Source organism: Treponema bryantii (assembly GCF_900113965.1).
Lineage (GTDB): Bacteria > Spirochaetota > Spirochaetia > Treponematales > Treponemataceae > Treponema_D > Treponema_D bryantii_A.
This window is the reverse complement of record NZ_FORI01000014.1, coordinates 1-19247: the sequence shown is the minus strand read 5'-3', so window position 1 is coordinate 19247 and position 19247 is coordinate 1. Positions and strand designations below refer to the sequence as shown.

Annotated in this window: 13 protein-coding genes; 9 read left to right on the top strand and 4 right to left on the bottom strand. The window is 39.7% G+C overall.

Going from position 1 to position 19247, the window contains the following annotated elements; all coding sequences use genetic code 11:
* Nucleotides 1-69: 69 nt before the first annotated feature.
* The 3 genes from BM161_RS13710 to BM161_RS13700 form a co-directional block, all read right to left on the bottom strand.
* Entirely contained in the window at nucleotides 70-1893 is a 1824-nt protein-coding gene (locus BM161_RS13710; RefSeq protein WP_074933731.1) for an alanine--tRNA ligase, read from the bottom strand.
* A gap of 36 nt (nucleotides 1894-1929) precedes the next feature.
* The gene (locus BM161_RS13705; RefSeq protein WP_074933728.1) at nucleotides 1930-3495 is read right to left on the bottom strand and encodes a pallilysin-related adhesin; all 1566 of its coding nucleotides are present in this window, start codon (nucleotides 3493-3495) and stop codon (nucleotides 1930-1932) included.
* 122 nt (nucleotides 3496-3617) lie between these two features.
* Nucleotides 3618-4451, bottom strand: a complete 834-nt coding sequence (locus BM161_RS13700; protein ID WP_074933725.1) for a hypothetical protein — start codon at nucleotides 4449-4451, stop codon at nucleotides 3618-3620.
* Nucleotides 4452-5015: 564 nt separating this feature from the next.
* Between BM161_RS13700 and BM161_RS13690 the strand changes: the two genes are divergently transcribed.
* The 4 genes from BM161_RS13690 (at nucleotide 5016) to ilvC (ending at nucleotide 8901) form a co-directional block, all read left to right on the top strand.
* Nucleotides 5016-5612, top strand: a complete 597-nt coding sequence (locus tag BM161_RS13690) for a hypothetical protein (RefSeq protein WP_074933720.1) — start codon at nucleotides 5016-5018, stop codon at nucleotides 5610-5612.
* A gap of 180 nt (nucleotides 5613-5792) precedes the next feature.
* Nucleotides 5793-6371, top strand: coding sequence for a hypothetical protein (locus BM161_RS13685; RefSeq protein ID WP_074933717.1), 579 nt, complete (start codon nucleotides 5793-5795; stop codon nucleotides 6369-6371).
* A gap of 228 nt (nucleotides 6372-6599) precedes the next feature.
* Nucleotides 6600-7271 (top strand): hypothetical protein, encoded by a 672-nt coding sequence (locus BM161_RS13680; RefSeq protein ID WP_074933714.1) that lies wholly within the window; start codon nucleotides 6600-6602, stop codon nucleotides 7269-7271.
* 151 nt (nucleotides 7272-7422) lie between these two features.
* Nucleotides 7423-8901, top strand: coding sequence for a ketol-acid reductoisomerase (gene ilvC, locus BM161_RS13675; RefSeq protein WP_074933711.1), 1479 nt, complete (start codon nucleotides 7423-7425; stop codon nucleotides 8899-8901).
* Nucleotides 8902-8995: 94 nt separating this feature from the next.
* Here the strand turns inward: ilvC and BM161_RS13670 are convergent, their stop codons facing one another.
* On the bottom strand, nucleotides 8996-11044 hold the full coding sequence (locus tag BM161_RS13670) for a methyl-accepting chemotaxis protein (RefSeq protein WP_074933708.1): 2049 nt from the start codon (nucleotides 11042-11044) through the stop codon (nucleotides 8996-8998).
* Between the two features lie 297 nt (nucleotides 11045-11341).
* Between BM161_RS13670 and BM161_RS13665 the strand changes: the two genes are divergently transcribed.
* The 5 genes from BM161_RS13665 to BM161_RS13645 all read left to right on the top strand — a co-directional run.
* Entirely contained in the window at nucleotides 11342-12349 is a 1008-nt protein-coding gene (locus BM161_RS13665; protein ID WP_074933706.1) for a LacI family DNA-binding transcriptional regulator, read from the top strand.
* A gap of 174 nt (nucleotides 12350-12523) precedes the next feature.
* Nucleotides 12524-15001: a glycoside hydrolase family 94 protein gene (locus BM161_RS13660; protein ID WP_074933703.1), complete on the top strand. Its 2478-nt coding sequence runs from the start codon at nucleotides 12524-12526 to the stop codon at nucleotides 14999-15001.
* Between the two features lie 215 nt (nucleotides 15002-15216).
* The gene (locus BM161_RS13655; protein WP_074933699.1) at nucleotides 15217-18303 is read left to right on the top strand and encodes a clostripain-related cysteine peptidase; all 3087 of its coding nucleotides are present in this window, start codon (nucleotides 15217-15219) and stop codon (nucleotides 18301-18303) included.
* Between the two features lies 1 nt (nucleotide 18304).
* The gene (locus tag BM161_RS13650) at nucleotides 18305-18676 is read left to right on the top strand and encodes a hypothetical protein (protein WP_074933696.1); all 372 of its coding nucleotides are present in this window, start codon (nucleotides 18305-18307) and stop codon (nucleotides 18674-18676) included.
* A 109-nt stretch (nucleotides 18677-18785) separates the two neighbouring features.
* The coding region (locus BM161_RS13645; RefSeq protein ID WP_143090583.1) for a helix-turn-helix domain-containing protein at nucleotides 18786-19247 on the top strand (462 nt) is incomplete at its 3' end.

Genomic DNA, 19247 nt, shown 5'->3' with positions numbered 1-19247 from the left:
AATCCTTTTATTTTTAGTATCAGTTTTGTTTGTCTGTATAAGTATAACAAAGGTTCTGTCAAAAAGTTACTACTTATCCAGTGGAAGTCCACCGCTGATTACAGCACGGATACGGCGTACACCAGCTGAGCTAGACTGTTCCTTCTGAATCTTGAAGTCACCAATCTGAGCTGTGTGCTGAACGTGTGGTCCGCCACAAACTTCCTTACTGAACCAGTCGTTCTTAGCGTCGCGGCCGATTGTATAAACCTTAACGTCCTCACCATACTTGTTAGTAAAGAGAGCGCGTGCACCTTCTGCCTTAGCCTTATCAAGAGGCATAACTTCCATAGTAACAGGAAGGTCTTCCTTAATCTTTTCGTTTACGATGTCCTCAACCTTCTGAATTTCTTCCTTAGTCATAGGACGCTCGAATGTAAAGTCAAAGCGCATACGCTCGTTGTTGATATTTGAACCTTTCTGAGCAACCTGGTCGCCAAGAACGTTTACCAAAGCCTGCTGCAAAAGGTGTGTTGCAGTGTGATATTTTGTTGTAATTTCAGACTGTTCAGCAAGACCACCCTTAGCGGCACCTGCATCTACAGTTTTTGAAGCTTCCTGATGCTTGCGTTCAGCTTCCTTAAAGCCTTCTACGTCTACTGTAAAGCCATGTTCAGCTCCAAGCTCCTGAGTAAGCTCAAGAGGGTATCCGTATGTTTCGTAAAGATTATAAGCAACTTTACCGCTGATAATCTTTTTAGGATTCTTCATGAGATTTGGAAGAAGCTTCTGGAATTCAGCCTCTCCCTTGGTAAGGGTGTGGCGGAACTTTGCTTCCTCTGCAGTAAGCTCTTTGTAAACCTTTTCGCGGTTAGCTTCGAGCTCTGGGTATGGTCCCTTGAAGTTTTCGATAACTGTAGCAGCAACTTCTGCCATAAAGTCTTTTTCGATTCCAAGCTTCATTCCGTGGCGAACTGCACGGCGGATAAGGCGGCGGAGAACGTAACCTGCACCAACACGGTCTGGAGTAACGCCTCTCTGGTCACCAAGAATGAATACAGAAGAACGAGTGTGGTCTGCAATAATGCGAACTGACTTATCTTTTTCTTCATTTGTACCATATTTATAGCCTGAAAGATTTTCAATTGTCTTAATGATTGGCTGGAAAACTTCTGTAAGATAAACTGAAGTTTTTCCCTGAAGAATACAGTTTGTGCGCTCAAGTCCCATACCTGTATCAACGTTCTTTTTCTCGAGCGGGAGAAGAGTTTTTTCGTCCACGCGGTTATACTGCATGAATACATTGTTCCAGATTTCCATCCAGTTAGCGCTGTCTGTTCCTTTGTTAGAACCTAGAGGAGGCAAGCCCTCGCCTACCCAGTAGAAAATTTCTGTATCTGGACCACAAGGACCTGTTGGACCTGCTGCCCACCAGTTGTCTGAAGCTGGAAGGTAAGCAATCTTGTCCTCTGGCATACCGTTTTCTTTCCAGTAGCCTGCAGCTTCTTCGTCGCGAGGAGCGTTTTCATCACCAGCGAATACTGTTACAGAAATCTTTTTAGGATCAAGTGCGAGCCAGTCTGGACTTGTAAGGAATTCGTAAGAATAAGCGATAGATTCTTTTTTGAAGTAATCACCAAGAGACCAGTTTCCGAGCATTTCAAAACAAGTAAGGTGTGATGGGTCTCCAACTTCTTCAATATCGCCGGTACGAATACATTTCTGATAGTCAGTAAGACGGGTTCCGGCCGGGTGCTTTTCACCAAGCAGATAAGGAACTAACGGATGCATACCCGCCATTGTAAACAAAACAGAAGGGTCATTTTCAGGGATCAAAGACTGTCCTGAAATTTCAACATGATTTTTACTTTTAAAGAACTCAATATATTTTGAGCGAAGTTCATTAGCGTTCATAAACTTGTATTATAACGAGTTTTCTATATTATGTCATCACTCAGAAATGCCATTGCGACTCAGAATATACGAGCGTCCCTCGGTTGCAAAGCAGTCTGTCGAAGTAAGTTTTACCGGAGTAAAGGTGATTGTGTCGTAATCTGTAACAACTTTTTCAACGGTCTTTTTCTTTACAGTCTCGGTAATCACCTTAGTTCCAAATTCCATTGAATAAGTTTCGCTTAAAATTGAACCTTCGGTGTCTGCGCGGAACTGAATTACGTTATAGCTGCCAATCTTTTCTATTGAATAGATTCCAGTTTCAGTAAGTCCGCCGTTCAAAAGTGTATATGTGTAGTTTGCAAAGTTCAAAGTGATTGTTGTATCTGCGGTGCTCCAGGCGTCGCCCTTTGTAAGCTCTTTGCGATAGATATTCTTTTCTTCTGTGGCAGCAAAGTCTCCAAAGGTATCCTGAAGCGACATCTTTTTGTAGTTACCGTCCCATTGTGTGTTTTCATTGATGATAAGATTGATGTCGTCGCGCAGGGTGATTTTAATTTCATCTGTGTTAACAAGGGCGATGTCGAAGCGGCGGTGAAGATTCATGATGTCGGCATTTACCGCAGTAAGGTAGATTCCGTTATGGCGGAGCTTACTGTCTTCCCACTCATAAACTTCCTGAATATCTTTATAAAGCTGAATGATTTCGTTGTCCGGGAAATTGAAATACATGTAGCGGATATTTCCGTCTGTGTTTGAAGTTTTGTACCAGAGACCGTCGAGGAAGGCGGCAAAAGTTTCTACAGTTCCGTCCTGAATGCGCGAAAGCTCTGTTGCAGCAAGACGGCCGGCAGTTACATTGATTTCACGGGCAAGCTCATATTCCTGGCTCGAAGGATTCCATTTATATTCCTGCTGAATCTGATTCTGTGCAATCTTTGTCTTGTCTGAACCATCTGCATTCTGAACATCTGATTTATAAACCCACACAGAAAAACTTTCGCCCTTAGACATAGCAAGCGCATATGATTCTGAACGTTCTGTCTGCTGGATAAAAACTGTTCCGTCACAAGAAAAGTCACCGATAGTTTTAAGATAACTGATTCCCCGCTGCTCTGCGCAAAGGAAGATCTTCATAATGTAGTTACCGTCATCGGCAAGGCCCTGATAAATAAGGGCATTTTTGTGCTCTCCAGTTACATCCATTCCCATGTAAGAGAAGGTTCGAGTTCTGGTAAACTCTGTCTGAATTGGCTCAAGACGCTCATAAAGTCCAGACTCAGAATCAATAAGAGCCGCAACAATCCAGAGGTTTGGAGAATTAGATTTACGGACAATTAAAACTTCATCATCATATCCGTCGTTATTAATATCGATTGTAAGAGTACTGATAAGAGTTTCGCCGGTATAAAGAGGAACAAAGGTCTCGTATTTTTCAGATTCAATTGAAGAAGGTGTAGTCTCATTTTCCGAATTAGCAGATACCGCAGATTTAGGCGTAACAATTCGCGCTCTAGTAGAAGATTTATCTTCCTTTACAAGCACTTTTTTAGAAAAGAAAAATACACCTGCAATCAAAGCCGCTGCAAGCACAAATAAAACCGGCACTGTTCTAGACTTCATATAATTGTAAATATATTGTGATTTTCGGATTTTCTCAAGACTTGGGGCTAGGTGTATGGGAATTGGCCGAGGTCTGCGAGTTCGCGGGGCGGCCGAAATCTATAAAGTCCGGGAGCTCCCCCTCAAATCAAGTAATTCTTGATTAACCTTTCTAAGTCTTTTGTGTCCAAATGCTCCGTACCAGACTCCATTGAAATTATCAGGCCGCGCCCGGGGAAGATACCATTTTGAATATAAAGGCTAAGCTTGGAGATTGTTCGCTGAACGTATTCGGGGTCATCCATCATGCCAAAATGTTCCCAGAAAAATTCTTCGCGGGTACAGACGTTCAGACAGAGAAAATCTGGGTAAATGGTTACTTGTTCGGCTTCGGCTGCGCGTTTTAGATTAAGCGGATACTCATAGCGGTATGGAACTTTGTAGCGTTGCAGGGTTTCCGCAATGATTACTTCGGACTTCGAACGCATCCGTTCATTGTTACTTGTAAAGTAATTTGGGGCGTCGTCGGAAAAGACTTTGCCCTGCCAGGAAACTTTCTTCCATTCTGCGGCGTACTGGGCATTTGTGAGAGTTACGGGAGTTATGAGCGCCTGACGCCCAGGGCAAAGCCCCTCGTAGAGGTGAGAGATCTCGGTCAGTTTCAAAGTTGACTTCAAAAAGCGCTCAATTGCCCCGATTTCTTTTTCCACCAGTCCAGCGAGTCGTAGATTGTAGTCTTTTTGCGCCAACTGGGCTGCTAAAGAAACCTGGGCTTTTGGAATATAGATTCCGCGTGAACAGCCCGGCTCTTTTATATGGTAGAACTCCTTGCGTTTTTGCTTTGTAGCCACTTTCAAATGCCCCTGCGGAAGATTTACGTTCTTCTTTTTAAGGTTCTGCAGTATAGCCTTAAGATCTTTGAGACGCTGCTCCAGTTCTGCAACACTCTGCGCTGGTTTTAACTGTTCAATTTTCATATTTTCTCCTCATGAAAGCAAGGTCGAGCCGGCAATGTACCGTTTTTCTACCGACCTTATGTGATTTTGCCAACAATTGCGACATTTTCCCGCTTTTTGTTGGAAGTTTTGCGGGCGCTCTCCAGGTCAATTTTCTGAAAGTTCCAACAATCTTGGTACTTTCGGACTTTTTGTTGGAACAAATACGCTGCCGGACTGTGTGCAGGCTGGCGATGTGCCGTTTCGCTTGTGTTCTTTTGTGATTTTGTTCCAACAAAAATGCTGCATTCCTCTCATTTGATGGAAATCAGCGCTCACTAACCATTTTCCCCCTGCTAGGTTGTTCCAACAATTTTTGTTTTCTCTCCTCCTTTGTTGGAAAACTCCTCGCACACAGCCCACTGAAATCTCCGCCGCATGCTTTCAGCTAAAAATAATTTTTCTTACATATATAAATATGTTTTGATATGACAAAAACGGAAGTCTTTTCGACATTTTTTGAAAAAAACTTGCGCGGGGGCTTTTTTTTTTGTATAGTGTATCTAAATTAAAAATAGGGCACATTGCCCCAAAAAGGAGATTTTTATGAAAAAAACTGTAAAAGTTTTAAGTCTGCTCTTTGTAGCAGCAGCATTGTTTATGGGTTGTAAACAGAATGTAGAAGAACCAGCCCCAGCACCAAGCATTGATGGCGAACTCTTCTCAAAAGAGGACACAACAGTTACAGCAAGTGCTGTTGAATTATCAGATGGTAACTGGACATTCAGACTCGTTGTAAAAGATGATAATGAAACAGGAGCTGGCGAATTATCATTTGCAGCAGCAAATGGCAGCTTAGATGCAACAAAAGATTTTACATTTAAGTTCAGCCAAAAAGGTACAATTCCAGCAGGCACAACTGAAGCAGAGATAGAAGAAAAAAAGGCTGATGGTTACACAGTTGATGGCGACAAATATTCATTTTATAAAGAATTTGACGCTAAATCTCTTACAGAATATATGAGTGAGAATCCCGATGATGATATTACTGACTGCGCAGAAATGATGTTGATGATCGTAACGAACCCAAGTATGTCAGCCAACAGTTCTGTTCCTATTAAAACAAATTCTAACAAAACAAAATTCTTTGCAGAACAAACTAAAAATGCAGCAACTATGACAATGTACTTCGCAAAGAACTAAGTAATTAATTCTTTGCACTTGTAGCCACACGGGCCGGCCAATCTGCCACCGTGTGGCTTTTTTTATGTCCTTGTAATTTTCTGTTATATTCAAGCTGGGAAATTGTTGCCCTACTTCTTTTTTAATATACTTTTCATAGAATAAAATAACTGGTTGCGAAGACAACCCGAGGAGTAAAAAATGAAAAAATTCGTAAAATCCACCCTTTTCTTATTGGCTGCCGCACTCTTCTTTGCCGGCTGTAAAAATCAGACAGAAGAACCAGCTCCTGTTGACATCGAAGTTTCTACTGAAGATTTTCAGTCAGGAAACTGGCTCACAGATGGTACCTGGTTTGTAGATGAATCTTCAACTTCAAAGATTTCTGGAATGGGTCAGAACCAGGAAGTAAAATCTACTGGACATATTGAAATGGAAGTTGAAGGCGATAATGTTACCATCACTAAAGCAACAGAAACTGTTAATGGCACAGAACATGATATAACAAGTGAGATGCAGGCTGCAGTACAGAATAAACAGGAATTCCTGGAATCTGAAGAAAACATCGATACAGAAGATCCATACGGCCTTATGAACAACATAGCCATTGAACCAGAGATTCACATTTACAAAAACGAAGCAGGCACCGAATATCGTTTAACCATGAAATTCCAGGTTAATTACGCAGATATGTTCGCAGGCACGGGCATAGAAGTACCAGAACAGCTTAAAGACTTCACCATGGAGTCAGAAACAGAAGCAACATATAAAAAGCAGTAAGATTATAAAAGAATAATTTTCATTCAAAAGGATGATCAAAAAGATTTCCATATTTGCTGTGGTATAGATGCTGAAACAAGTTCAGCATGATAGAGAAACTTGCAGCAGAATGTTTTTTTTTGATCATCCTTTTTTTATTGGCAAAACTACTTGACATATGTACGGGGGGGGGTAGACTAATGTTATTATAAATAACACGCCATGAGGAATGGCAAAAGGAGATTTGTTATGAAAAAAACATTAAAAGTATTGGGACTGCTCGCAGTAGCAGCAGCTTTGTTCGTAGGTTGTAAACAGAATGTTGAAGAGCCTGGTAAAAAGGACATTCAGGGAGAATTGTTCGATCCATCTGACTTAACAGTAACTGCAACTAAATATGTGCTCTCTGACGGATCATGGTCTTACAGATACGTATATGAAAGTGGTGAAGACACAATGGCAGAACAGGTTGATTTTTCAATATCAAACGGTTCTTGGAATGCAGAAGCAGCAACAACATACATTTCAAGTGCTGAAATGACAATTCCAGAAGATGCAACTGAAGAAGAGAAGCAAGAAGTTATTGCTATGGGAATGGAAATCAACGGTAATAAAGCTACTTATTATAAGGAATTTGATATTTTAGCTCTTGCGAATAAAGTAAACTCTGATGCAGAATTCAGATCAAAAGTTTTAGCTTATGTTGAATATATTTCATCTTCAAGTCATTCTTCTGACTTCGTGCCAGATCCTGAAGCAGCTGCATATGTACAAACAACATCTTTGTTAATGGGGCTTCCAGGAGCTGATGTTGAGCCTGGAACAAAAACAAATGCTGAAAAATCAAAATATTATTTTACAGATTCAGAAACACATAACGGCAAAACATATACTACAAAGATCTACCTCGCTAAGAACTAATTTCTAACCTATCTGTATAAAACAGCAAAAGGTGACCGTCAAACGCGGTCACCTTTTTTTTATCCTCTGCGCAGGCCGGGTTTTGCCCTTTACGCAATCTGCTATTTTAATTATACTAAAGAAATTAATTTATATAAAAGAGGCATAGTTTATGGGAAACAACTATTTTAACTCAATTCCATGGAGAGAGGCACGTCTTCAGCTCGGTCACTGCCGCTCTATGGCTAAAGAAGAATTTGCTGACGGAGTAAACGCACTTAAAGGAAAGAAAATTGTAATCGTCGGCTGTGGTGCCCAGGGCTTGAACCAGGGTATGTGTCTGCGCGATTCTGGTCTCGACGTCAGCTATGCACTTCGTGAAAGCGCAATTACAGAAAAACGTCAGTCTTGGAAAAACGCTACTGAAAACGGATTCAAAGTAGGAACATATGATGAGATGATTCCAACAGCAGACCTTGTTGGAAACCTCACTCCAGATAAACAGCATACTCCTGTAATCACAGAAGTTATGTCAAAAATGAAGAAGGGTTCTGCTCTCTGGTACAGCCACGGATTCAATATGATTGAAGAGGGAATGCAGATTCGCCCTGATATCACTGTTGTAATGTGTGCACCTAAGGGACCAGGTACAGAAGTTTGGCACGAGTTCCAGAGAGGATTTGGTGTACCAGATCTTATCGCTGTTCACCCTGTAAACGACCCTGAAGGAAAGGGCTGGGCTTATGCTAAGGCTCTCGCTGTTGGTATGGGTGGTTCTAAGGCCGGTGTTCTTGAATCATCATTTGTTGCAGAAGTAAAATCTGACCTTATGGGCGAGCAGACAATTCTCTGCGGTATGCTCCAGGCTGGTACAATCGTTTGTTACGACAAGATGATTGAAGAAGGTATTTCACCTGAATATGCAACTAAATTCCTTATGCATGGCTGGAACGTAATTTGTGAAGCTCTCAAATGGGGTGGAATCACAAATATGATGGACCGCCTTTCTAACCCTGCAAAGATTAAGGCTAATCAGCTTTCAAAAGATATTAAGAAACTTCTCGCTCCACTCTATCAGAAGCACATGGATGACATCATCTCTGGTAAGTTCTCAAGCACAATGATGGAAGACTGGAAGGCAGGAGATAAAGACCTTCTTGCATGGCGTGAAGATACTGGTAAGCTCCCATTCGAAAAAAATGCAGAAGCTGCAGACGAAATCACAGAGCAGGAATACTTTGACAAGGGCATTTTGATGGTTGCTATGGTTAAGGCTGGCTGTGAACTCGCATTCGAAACAATGGTTGATGCAGGTATTAAACCAGAGTCTGCTTACTATGAATCACTTCATGAAGTTCCTCTTATTGCAAACCTCATTGACCGCAAGCGCCTTTACGAAATGAACCGCGTAATTTCTGATACTGCTGAGTACGGATGTTACCTCTTCAGCCGCGTTGCAGCTCCAATGATGGCAAAAGACCTTATGCCAAAACTTCACACAGATGTTATTGGTAAGGGACTTGATGCAAAAGACAACGCTGTAAACAATGCAGAACTCGTTGCTGTAAATGCAGAGATTCGCGAGCACCCAATTGAGGTTGTTGGCCGCAAGCTCCGTGCTTATATGACAGCTATGAAGCCATTGTTGTAAGGAGATGCTGAAACAAGTTCAGCATGACAAAATGGAAAAAGGCACCGAAAACTTCGGTGCCTTTCTTGTTAAAAAGGAGGACTTTTTGTACTATCTATGCTGTAAACTGGCGAAGGAGAGAATCCATCATCTGGATATTATCCCTGGTGTTCTTGGCCAGTTCAGAGACACTTTGAGATGAGCTGCTGATCTGCTGTGAGCCGGCTGCCATTTCATCCATACTTCCAAGAATCAAATCTGAAACCTGAGAAACAACAGTCATATTATTCTGAACATCTTCAATACCTTTACGAAGATTTACAGATTTTTCATTTACAGAAGCCGACTGTCCTTTCATATCTGAAAGTGCATCAAGAATCTGTGTAGAAGCAGCACTCTGCTCTGTCATTGCATTATCAATCTGACTCATAATTGAGTCTGTAACATTAAGCTGATTTACGATTGCATCAAATGAATTCTGTGCTTCCTGTGAAAGTCCAACGACATCATCAATAGAACCTGAAATCTCTTTAAGCTCAGAATAAATATTCTTTGACTGAGCTGCACTGGTTTCTGCAAGCTTACGAATTTCATCTGCTACAACACTAAAACCACGGCCAGCTTCACCGGCATGAGCCGCTTCAATTGCAGCATTCATAGCAAGAAGGTTTGTCTGAGAAGCAACCTGTGCAATCATATTGTTTGCCTGAATAAGCATCTTAGACTGAGCTGCCATCTGATTTACACGGGCACCTACATTCTCAAGCTTCTGGTTTCCATCACCAACGTTTGAACCAAGAATCTTAAAGCTTTCAGACATCATCTTTACAGAATTAGAAACAGCTGAAATATTACTGATCATCTCTTCAATTGCAGCAGAAGCCTGAGTAATTCCTGCAACCTGATTATTTACAAGGTCAACAAGCTCGCCAACATGCTCTCTTGAATTTTCAAGAACATTTGAAGTTTCGCTTACAGCTGCCGACTGAGTTTCTGCCTGCATTCTTACACTGTTGATATTTGCCATAATTTCATTTGTGGCACTTGCAGTTTCCTGAGAGTTTACACCAAGTTCATTTCCAATCTGTTCAAGCGCAACCTGAGCGCCGTTAAGCTTCTGAACAAGACTCTGCAAAAGATTAATAAACTGGTTTACATCTGAACCAAGTTCACTGAATTCATCATTACCTTTAACCGGTACACGAACTGTAAGGTCTGCATTTCCAGAAGAAAGAGTCTTAATAGATTTTCCTACATATTTAACCTTATTCAGAACTGTCTTATACAACATCAAAATCATAACTAGAATAAGGATGGCTGTAATTCCACCTGTAATAAAAAGAAGTGGAACAATAATCTGTGTAGCCATTTCATAAACATCTGAAATTGGCTTACCAATATAGAAGGTTGTAAGAACATTGCCTTCTGCATCTTTAATAGGGAAGAAATAAGAAATATATTTATCGCCTCTAACATTTAAGATGCCCTGTACAGATTCACCTTTAAGAACACGATCAACTACTTCTTTGTTTTCAATTTCGCTTCCTGTCATAAGAGTGAAAGTTGAATAGATTCTTTTATAACCAGAATAGTATTCAGCCTCTACATCATAAAGAGATGCAATTGTAGTTACGAAATTATCATTTGTAATGCGCTTCTTAGTTACTACTGCACCAACAGTTTTGCCGTCTACTTTAAGAGGAGAAGCAACAACGGCATAAAGATGTCTTCCATCCATAAAAGTAGATTCAACTTCTTCGCCAGAAAGTGCGCGCTTAATGTATTTAGAAAAATCAACAGAACCAAGGCTTGTAGTAGATTCTTTGTTACCATTGGCATCAACAATAATGGCACCATCTGCATCAAAATATTTAATTACGTTGTGACAGATATCACTTACAAAGCGTGTGTTAAAACCGTACTGTGCATAGCCATCATAAAAAGAGTCTTTGAGGCTTAAAGTTGAATGCTTAAGATCTTCAATATTATCATCAATATATTTTTGAACCCCAGTGCTTTCATATGCAAGGGATTTAGTAATATAATTTTCAAATCCAAAAATAAGCTGTCTGTTTACAATAGCAAACAGAGCTATTGAGAATGCTGCCATTCCCACAACAATAACACCGATAACACGAACAGAAACAGATCCAGTTCTTTTCATTTACTTCCTCCGGGAAATAATACAAATGTTCTTCTACTCTCTCTCAGGGACTTTTTTGGATCTTTTTGGCCGTGCAATTAGATTGCACACAATGTATTATTAAGACGTATGTGCATTATATCTAAATACTTTTTTTTGCATAATAGGTTTTTTAAAGAAAAATATATTTATACAACCAATTTAGAGATTTTTTCATTTAATGAAAGTTACAAAATAGTCGAAAACGTTTGCGTTATTAAAGTAAATAGGTGTATTATGGTATTATGTTAACTACAACGTTATAGCGGAGGCAGAGTTTTGGTAACTCTAAAAGACATTGCAAGGGAATGTCAGGTATCTTTCTCAACCGTTAGTAAGGCTTTAAAGGGCAGCCCTGAAATCAGTTATGAAACAACTGAGTTTATTCAGAAAAAAGCTCGTGAAATGGGCTATCATCCTAACATTGCCGCAAGAAGTTTACGCACAAACCGCACCTATGATATTGGTGTAATTTTTGAAGATAAGACCGGCGCCGGTTTTCAGCATCAGTACTTTGCAACAATCATCAGTGGTATTCAAAAGGTTGCCTTTAGCAAAGGCTATGAGATGACCTTTGTAAGCGGGGATTCTACCAAAAATTATGATTATTATGCACATGCCCTTGCCCGCAATTATGATGGCGTTGCTATTCTTTCGTGTGATTATAATTCTTCTGGAATAAAACAGCTTGTTCAAAGCGAAATACCAACAGTAACCCTCGATTATTTTTATGATATGGAACACAGCGCTGTAATGAGTGATCATAGTGCCGGTATTGAAGAACTTCTGGAATATGTTATTTCCTGCGGTCATAAAAAGATTGCCATGATTCACGGTGAAAAAACCTGGGTATCAGAACAGCGAGTTCAGGCCTTTAAAGCAGTTTGTAAAAAGCATGGAATTGAAAGCCCTTCTGATTATTTTGCAGAAGGTCTTTATCATGATCCTGTAACTAGCTCTGCCGCAACAGAAGTATTTATTTCTCTTGATGAACCTCCTACCTGTATTTTTTATCCTGATGATTATGCTGCTCTTGGTGGAATCCGCGAGCTGGCAAGCCATGGCTATACACCTGGAAAAGATATAAGCATTGTAGGTTATGATGGAATTAAGCTCACTTCTATGATGATTCCTCCGCTCACAACTTACGAACAGGACGGCGAAACAATTGGCCGCACAATGGCAGAAGCCCTTCTCTCAAGAATCGAAGACCCCGACAATTACGCACCTAAAAAAGAAGTGGTAACAGGACGTATTATTCACGGGGGAACGGTGGTTAAGCTTTAATTGCCGGGAACTGCGGCAATTTCGACAGGCTCAATCATCGTATTGATTATAGAATAAATTCATTTGCATAAATTCAATTCATACACTATACTTGTAAACTACAACGTTTTCGCTAACTTATAATACAGGAGGAGTTGGCGGAAGGGTTAAATCAATCTATACAGGAGAACCTTTATGAAGTTCGGACATTTTGACGATGTCAACCGCGAGTATGTTATTGAAACACCGCGCACACCGTACCCATGGATTAACTACCTTGGAACACAGGGATTTTTCTCGTTAATTTCCAACACAGCCGGAGGATACAGTTTCTATAAAGATGCACGTCTCCGCCGTATTACACGATACCGCTACAACAATGTACCTATCGATATGGGCGGCCGTTATTTTTACGTTAACGACAACGGTACAATCTGGAATCCTGGCTGGTCTCCAGTAAAGACAGAACTTGATTTTTACGAATGTCGCCATGGTATGGGCTACACAATTATTACCGGTAAAAAGAATAATCTGAAAGCAGAGGTAACTTTCTTTGTTCCTCAGGACTATGACGGCGAAGTTCAGCAGGTTGTTCTTACAAACGAAGGCAGTTCAGACAAGACTTTTAAATTCTGGTCATTTGCAGAATGGTGTCTCTGGGATGCTCAGGACGACTGCACAAACTTCCAGAGAAACTTCTCTACAGGCCGTGTTGAAATCAAAGATTCAACAATCTACCATAAAACAGAATACCGCGACCGCCGCAATCACTTTGCGTTCTACTCAGTAAACGACAAGATTGATGGTTACGATACAGACCGCGATACTTTTATTGGTCTTTACAACGGATTCCATAATCCACAGCAGGTTCTCGACGGAAAGTGCGGAAACTCACTTGCTGACGGATGGTCTCCAATTGCATCACATTACAAAGAAATCACACTTAAAGCAGGCGAATCAAAAACTCTCGTATTCGTACTCGGATATGTAGAAATGCCTGTTGAAAAGAAATTCGAAGCAGATGGCAAGACAATCAACAAAGAAAAAGCTCTTGCTATGATTGAAAAATACAACACTCCAGAAAAGTTTGCCGCCGGTATGAAAGAGCTTCGTGCTTACTGGGATAAGCTCCTTGGCATCCTCAATGTAAACACACCGGAAGACAAAGTAAACCGCATGGTAAACATCTGGAACCAGTATCAGTGTATGGTTACTTTCAACCTTTCACGTTCTGCTTCTTACTTCGAATCAGGAATTGGCCGTGGTATGGGATTCCGCGATTCAAACCAGGATATCCTTGGTTTCGTACATCAGATTCCAGACCGCGCCCGCGAACGTCTTATCGACATTGCTTCTACTCAGCTTGAAGACGGTGGATGCTATCATCAGTATCAGCCACTTACAAAGAAGGGTAACGCGGACATCGGTGGAGACTTCTCTGATGATCCACTCTGGATGATTCTTTCTGTATCAGCTTACATCAAGGAAACAGGCGACTGGTCAATCCTCGATGCAAAGGTTCCTTACGATAACGATGAGTCAAAAGCAAAATCAATGCTCGATCACCTTACAGTAAGCTTCTACCACATTGTGAACAACCTCGGTCCACACGGACTTCCACTTGCAATGCGCGCAGACTGGAACGACTGTATCAACCTTTCTTGTTTCTCTGACACACCAGGGGAAAGCTTCCAGACATATACAAACCCTAAGTTCAAGAACGAAGGCGGTTATTCAAAGGTTGCAGAATCTGTATTCGTTGCAGCACTCTTCACTTATGTTGGACCAAACTTCGTAGGAATCTTGAATCACTTGGGCAAGGCTGATGAAGCTAAAAAGGCTCAGGCAGAAATCGACAAGATGAAGAAAGTTATGATGGATTCAGCTTGGGACGGAAACTGGTTTATGCGTGCTTATGACGCTAATGGCCAGAAGATGGGTTCTAAGGAATGCGAAGAAGGACAGATCTTCATTGAACCACAGGGCTTTGCAATCATGTCTGACATCGATAAGGATGCAACAAAGAAGACTCTTGCAGCAATTGACGAGCGCTTGAACACAAAGCACGGTCTTGTTTTGAACAATCCTGCTTTCTCTAAATACTACGTACAGTACGGTGAAATCTCTACATATCCGGGCGGATACAAAGAGAACGCAGGTATCTTCACTCATAACAATGCATGGATTATCTGTGCCGCTGCTTATGCTGGTGAAGGTGATCAGGCATTCAAGTACTACTCAGAAATCGCTCCTGCTTATACAGAAGAAACTTCTGATCTTCACAAGACAGAGCCTTATGTATACGGTCAGATGATTGGTGGTAAGGATGCAGGTTCTGATATCGGCCAGACAGGAAAGAACTTTGGTCAGGGAAAGAACTCTTGGCTTACAGGTACTGCAGCATGGAACATGGTTGCTATCAGCCAGTACATTCTCGGTATTCAGCCAGACTTCGACGGACTCAAAGTTGATCCTTCTATCCCTGCTAACTGGGACGGCTTTACAGCAACTCGTCTCTTCCGCGGTGCAAAATACAACATCACAATCAAAAACCCAAGCCACGTTTGCAAGGGCGTAAAGAGCATGGTTGTAGACGGGGCTGCAGTTGAAGGCTGCGTAGTTCCTTATGTTGAAGGAAAGAAAGAAGTTAATGTAGAAATTACATTAGGCTAAGCCATATACTGTCATCCCTGTCCTGAAACAAGTTCAGAATGACGTAAAAAACGAGACCTCGGAAAATTCCGAGGTCTTTTTTTATATTCTAAACAAATATTACGAAATTTTCTAACTAAACCGAAAATCCTTACCTTGACAACTTTTTATAGTGCAGTAGATAATCTTTTAAAGACTTTACTTAAAAAAGAAATTTAAAAATGAGGTAATCATCTATGAAAAATTTCAAAAGCCTTTGGATTGCAGGTTTTCTTTTATCTGCATTATTTTTTATTAGCTGTACAGCTTCTGTAAGTCCTCAAGCCCCTTCACTACCTGAAACTCCAACAGAAACTGAAAAAGAGGTAACTGTAACATTTTTTATTACTAATAACGAGAAAAAAACTGTTACATTAAAGGCTGGAAGCAACATTCCTGCATCAAAGATTCCTACCGACAGAGATTTTCCTCTCTATAATTATTTGATGTATTGGTCAGAATCAAAAGAATCTTTAGAAAAGGTAAAAGAATTTGATTTAACGAGTAAAATTACAGAAGACAAAACTCTATATGCAATTTTTACTCCAAAATTAGAATATGAATCAATTCAAAACATATCATCTATAGATATTGAAATTAAACTATATTCAACTTACGTTTACCCTCTTGAAGATGGCACGTATGTCGGACTTAAATTTCAGCATTCAACAGATGATACAAACTACACAGATATCGACTTAAAGGCACCATATGAAACTGAAGATAAAAATGGTTATAGATATCTTAAATTCTATTTAAACTTTGACTTACCAGAAGGAAACAATTACTTCAAGGTATCAAATGGTTATCAAAGTCATACAAAAAGCATTGATTATGTTCGTCCAGAAAATCTTAGAACTGTAACTTTTGATGATAATGGAACAATCTTGAAAAAGATAGAACTAAAGGTTGGAGAAAATATTCCTCCTTCTAAAATACCTCAGACCTCATATAAGAGCTGGAACGATTTCTTACATTGGTCTGCATACAAAATATCTAAACAACTGGCTACTGCTTTTGATTTTAATAGTCCTATCACAAAAAATACAACTTTGTATGCCATTTATGCTCCAAGAATCTGTTCTATTAGTGCCATAACAAAAGACTATATAGAAATACAACTATACGACACTAATGTTTTCCCACTTGATGACGGTTCGTACGCTGGAATTATAATTACATATGCTTTAGATAATGGTTACTATGATGAATTAAGATTGAATCCTCCAAGCTACGAAGACAGGGGTTCCTATAGATATCTGAAATATTATTTTAATGAAACTTTAGGTATAGGTACTCATCATTTCAGAGTAAGCAATGATCGTGACATTACAATAACAAAAGACCTGATTATTGCAGCTCCTGCTCCTGTTACAAACCTTTCTGCAATGCCTGAAGATTGCCAGGCAACAATTTCATTTACAACAGCAGAAAACTGGACTTCTTACACTGTAAAGGTTTATGATGGCAGTTCAGAAATTACTTCTAGACCGGTCCGTACCGGAAGCAACCCAGATACTGTAACTCTTGAAATCTATGGACTTAAAAACGGAACAGAATATACTGTCAAAGTACTTACAGATGAAACTGACAAATATGCAGAATACACTGTAAGTCCAGCCATCACTAAAAAAGAGACAGACTGGCTTGTTGCTATGTATATGGATGGAGACAATAACCTTCATGAACCTATCTGGCTTGATTTGAACGAAGTTGAATATGGTCTCTACTCAATTCGTAACTCAGACGGCACACCAAAAACAATTTATGACGAAGTTACTGCAGTTGCTCTTTGGGATGGTGCAGTTAGCTGGGACGGCGTTGATGGAGACGGTAAAGATACAATAGTAAAACCTAAATATGGTACAACTGGAAGCTGTCTTTTTGAACTAGGAACTGATACATCAACAGCAACTGCAAATAATACTTCTGGTGGAAATAAACTTTCATCCAATACAAAAAATCTTTCATACACAGCCCCTTGGATTGTTGGCGAAGATTCTACTATTACTTACAGCACACCAACTTCCTGTGGTGAAGTTAACATGGGAGACAAAGAAACTCTCATTAATTTCTTAAACTGGGTTAATGCACATTATACAGCCCGAAAAGGTATAATTCTTCAGTTTAGCGATCATGGTGGTGGACCAAGAAGTGTAAGATATATTAACACCGCAAACGGTACATCTATTAAACTTGGTGACACAAGTGGACGCCGTGCTCTTTGCTGGGATGAATCATCTTCTTCAAACTTCCTTAAAACAAAAGATGTTTCTGAAGCATTAAAGGCAGCGCGTTTTGGAAGAGATAATCAGCTCAGCATAATTTTAATGGATGTATGTCTTGGCTCATCTCTTGAAGAAGCTTATCAGTTCAAAGACTATGCAAAATACCTTGCAGCTTCACCTAATACAATACCTGGAACTGGATTGGATTATATAAAGTTAATGAAATCTTTTAAAACAGCTGATGACCTTGAGACAATTACAAAAACTATTCTGGAAGATTACCAATCACAGTATCATAGTTTCAATATAAATCTCTGGAACAATTATGCACAAAGCGCTTTTGGAAAATCTTATGCTCTATTAACAGATAGCCAGAAGGAAGTTCTTGAATGGGCAGGAGAATTAGGCCAGACAACATTTACTATTACAGACCTTTCTAAAATTGATGATGTTAAATCTGCAATCAATAATCTTTGCGATATTCTTCTTTCAGAAGAAGGAAAAGACAAAGAAATTTATGTAGATTCGGAAGGTGTATTCTCTCAAGTTATTACAGAAAACAAAAAGAATTATGTTAAATATCTTGGAGACCATTTTGTAAATGTTGTAAATGTACTTAATGGTAAAAAAGGTTATTACATTAATGATTCAATTTACTATCCTGGTTCCTTTACCTGGCTGTATGATATTGGATATATCGCCGATAGTATCAGAGGATGTTCTGCAGCAAGCCTTTCAGGTTCCGCTAATGTAAACGCATGGTCAGAATTGAACACCGCAGCTAACGCCTTAAGTGAGAAGCTTGGTCAGGCTATAAAATACAGCTGGAGAGACAGCGGTCTTAATCCGAGTCTTTATAATTATGATTTTTATTATAGTATAGACGGGGAGTATAGATATAATCACCATTACGGTCTCACTATCTGCGGTGCAAACCTAGCTAGCGATGGAGATAAAGCTATTAATGGAAGCGCCCCAGACTTCTATAAAACAGATCTCGCTTTTGGTAAAGATTCAAGATGGGGTGATTTGCTTGACTACTGGTTTGAAGAATAATATGAAAAAAATATCTTATTTAATAATAATTTCACTTGGCCTCATTTTTGCATCTTGTGCATCTAAAAATCAGGACGCTGAAAATGAGGTGAAAATTCAATCAACAACTTCTATAAGTCATTCTTTTCTTAATGAAAAGGACATTGGTAAAAAATTCACAATAAAGGGAAAACTTGTTCAAGATAATGACAGCTTTAGAATTATAGAAAATCAAAACTCAAAAAATAGAGTAACCTTCTTTCTGACTTTTGAGGAAGATTCCATAGAAGAAAAACTTATAGATAAAAACAACGACTTTGTCACAGTTTCGGGAATTCTGATTTCTTCGGATTCGCCGTGGGTAAAGGGGCTGAAGGTTTTGAAGGTTGAATAAAGATTCCCAACCAAGTAAGAGAAAGGCAATACAAAGCAAAAATACGGTGGTTTTGAAGTGCACCCCTAAAGTTGGACAAATAAAGTTCAATTTTGGAGGTGCATTTTTTATGTCCAAGTATTCTTATGAGTTAAAAATGCAAATAATACTTGAGCACAAAATAAAGCGTTACGGATCTTGGATTCTGGAAAGAAAGTATGGTATTCATCATAGCATTATAGATCAGTGGATATCCCAATACGAATTAAATGGAAAATTTACAGAACCAACCCGACATTTTAGCGGAGAATTTAAGCTAAAAGTGCTAAACTATCAACAAGAGCATAATCTTTCAAATTCACAGGTTGCATTGCTTTTCGGTATTACAAGTAAGGGGACAATCTGTGCATGGAGAAAGAAATATATTACCGGTGGTACAAAAGCTCTGTTTCAGAAACAAGGCAGGCGTTCAAAAATGCCAAAGAAAAGTTTAATACCAAACAAACCTAGAGAAGAATGGACAAAAGACGAAGAACTGGCATATCTTCGAATGGAGAATGAATACCTAAAAAAATATCTGGCCTTAGTTCAG

What these genes read in the sequence shown, in the direction of transcription:
- BM161_RS13710 (WP_074933731.1), bottom strand. Translation starts at nt 1,893, where the DNA reads ATGAACGCTAATGAACTTCGCTCAAAATATATTGAGTTCTTTAAAAGT.
- BM161_RS13705 (WP_074933728.1), bottom strand. Translation starts at nt 3,495, where the DNA reads ATGAAGTCTAGAACAGTGCCGGTTTTATTTGTGCTTGCAGCGGCTTTG.
- BM161_RS13700 (WP_074933725.1), bottom strand. Translation starts at nt 4,451, where the DNA reads ATGAAAATTGAACAGTTAAAACCAGCGCAGAGTGTTGCAGAACTGGAG.
- BM161_RS13690 (WP_074933720.1), top strand. Translation starts at nt 5,016, where the DNA reads ATGAAAAAAACTGTAAAAGTTTTAAGTCTGCTCTTTGTAGCAGCAGCA.
- BM161_RS13685 (WP_074933717.1), top strand. Translation starts at nt 5,793, where the DNA reads ATGAAAAAATTCGTAAAATCCACCCTTTTCTTATTGGCTGCCGCACTC.
- BM161_RS13680 (WP_074933714.1), top strand. Translation starts at nt 6,600, where the DNA reads ATGAAAAAAACATTAAAAGTATTGGGACTGCTCGCAGTAGCAGCAGCT.
- ilvC (WP_074933711.1), top strand. Translation starts at nt 7,423, where the DNA reads ATGGGAAACAACTATTTTAACTCAATTCCATGGAGAGAGGCACGTCTT.
- BM161_RS13670 (WP_074933708.1), bottom strand. Translation starts at nt 11,044, where the DNA reads ATGAAAAGAACTGGATCTGTTTCTGTTCGTGTTATCGGTGTTATTGTT.
- BM161_RS13660 (WP_074933703.1), top strand. Translation starts at nt 12,524, where the DNA reads ATGAAGTTCGGACATTTTGACGATGTCAACCGCGAGTATGTTATTGAA.
- BM161_RS13655 (WP_074933699.1), top strand. Translation starts at nt 15,217, where the DNA reads ATGAAAAATTTCAAAAGCCTTTGGATTGCAGGTTTTCTTTTATCTGCA.
- BM161_RS13650 (WP_074933696.1), top strand. Translation starts at nt 18,305, where the DNA reads ATGAAAAAAATATCTTATTTAATAATAATTTCACTTGGCCTCATTTTT.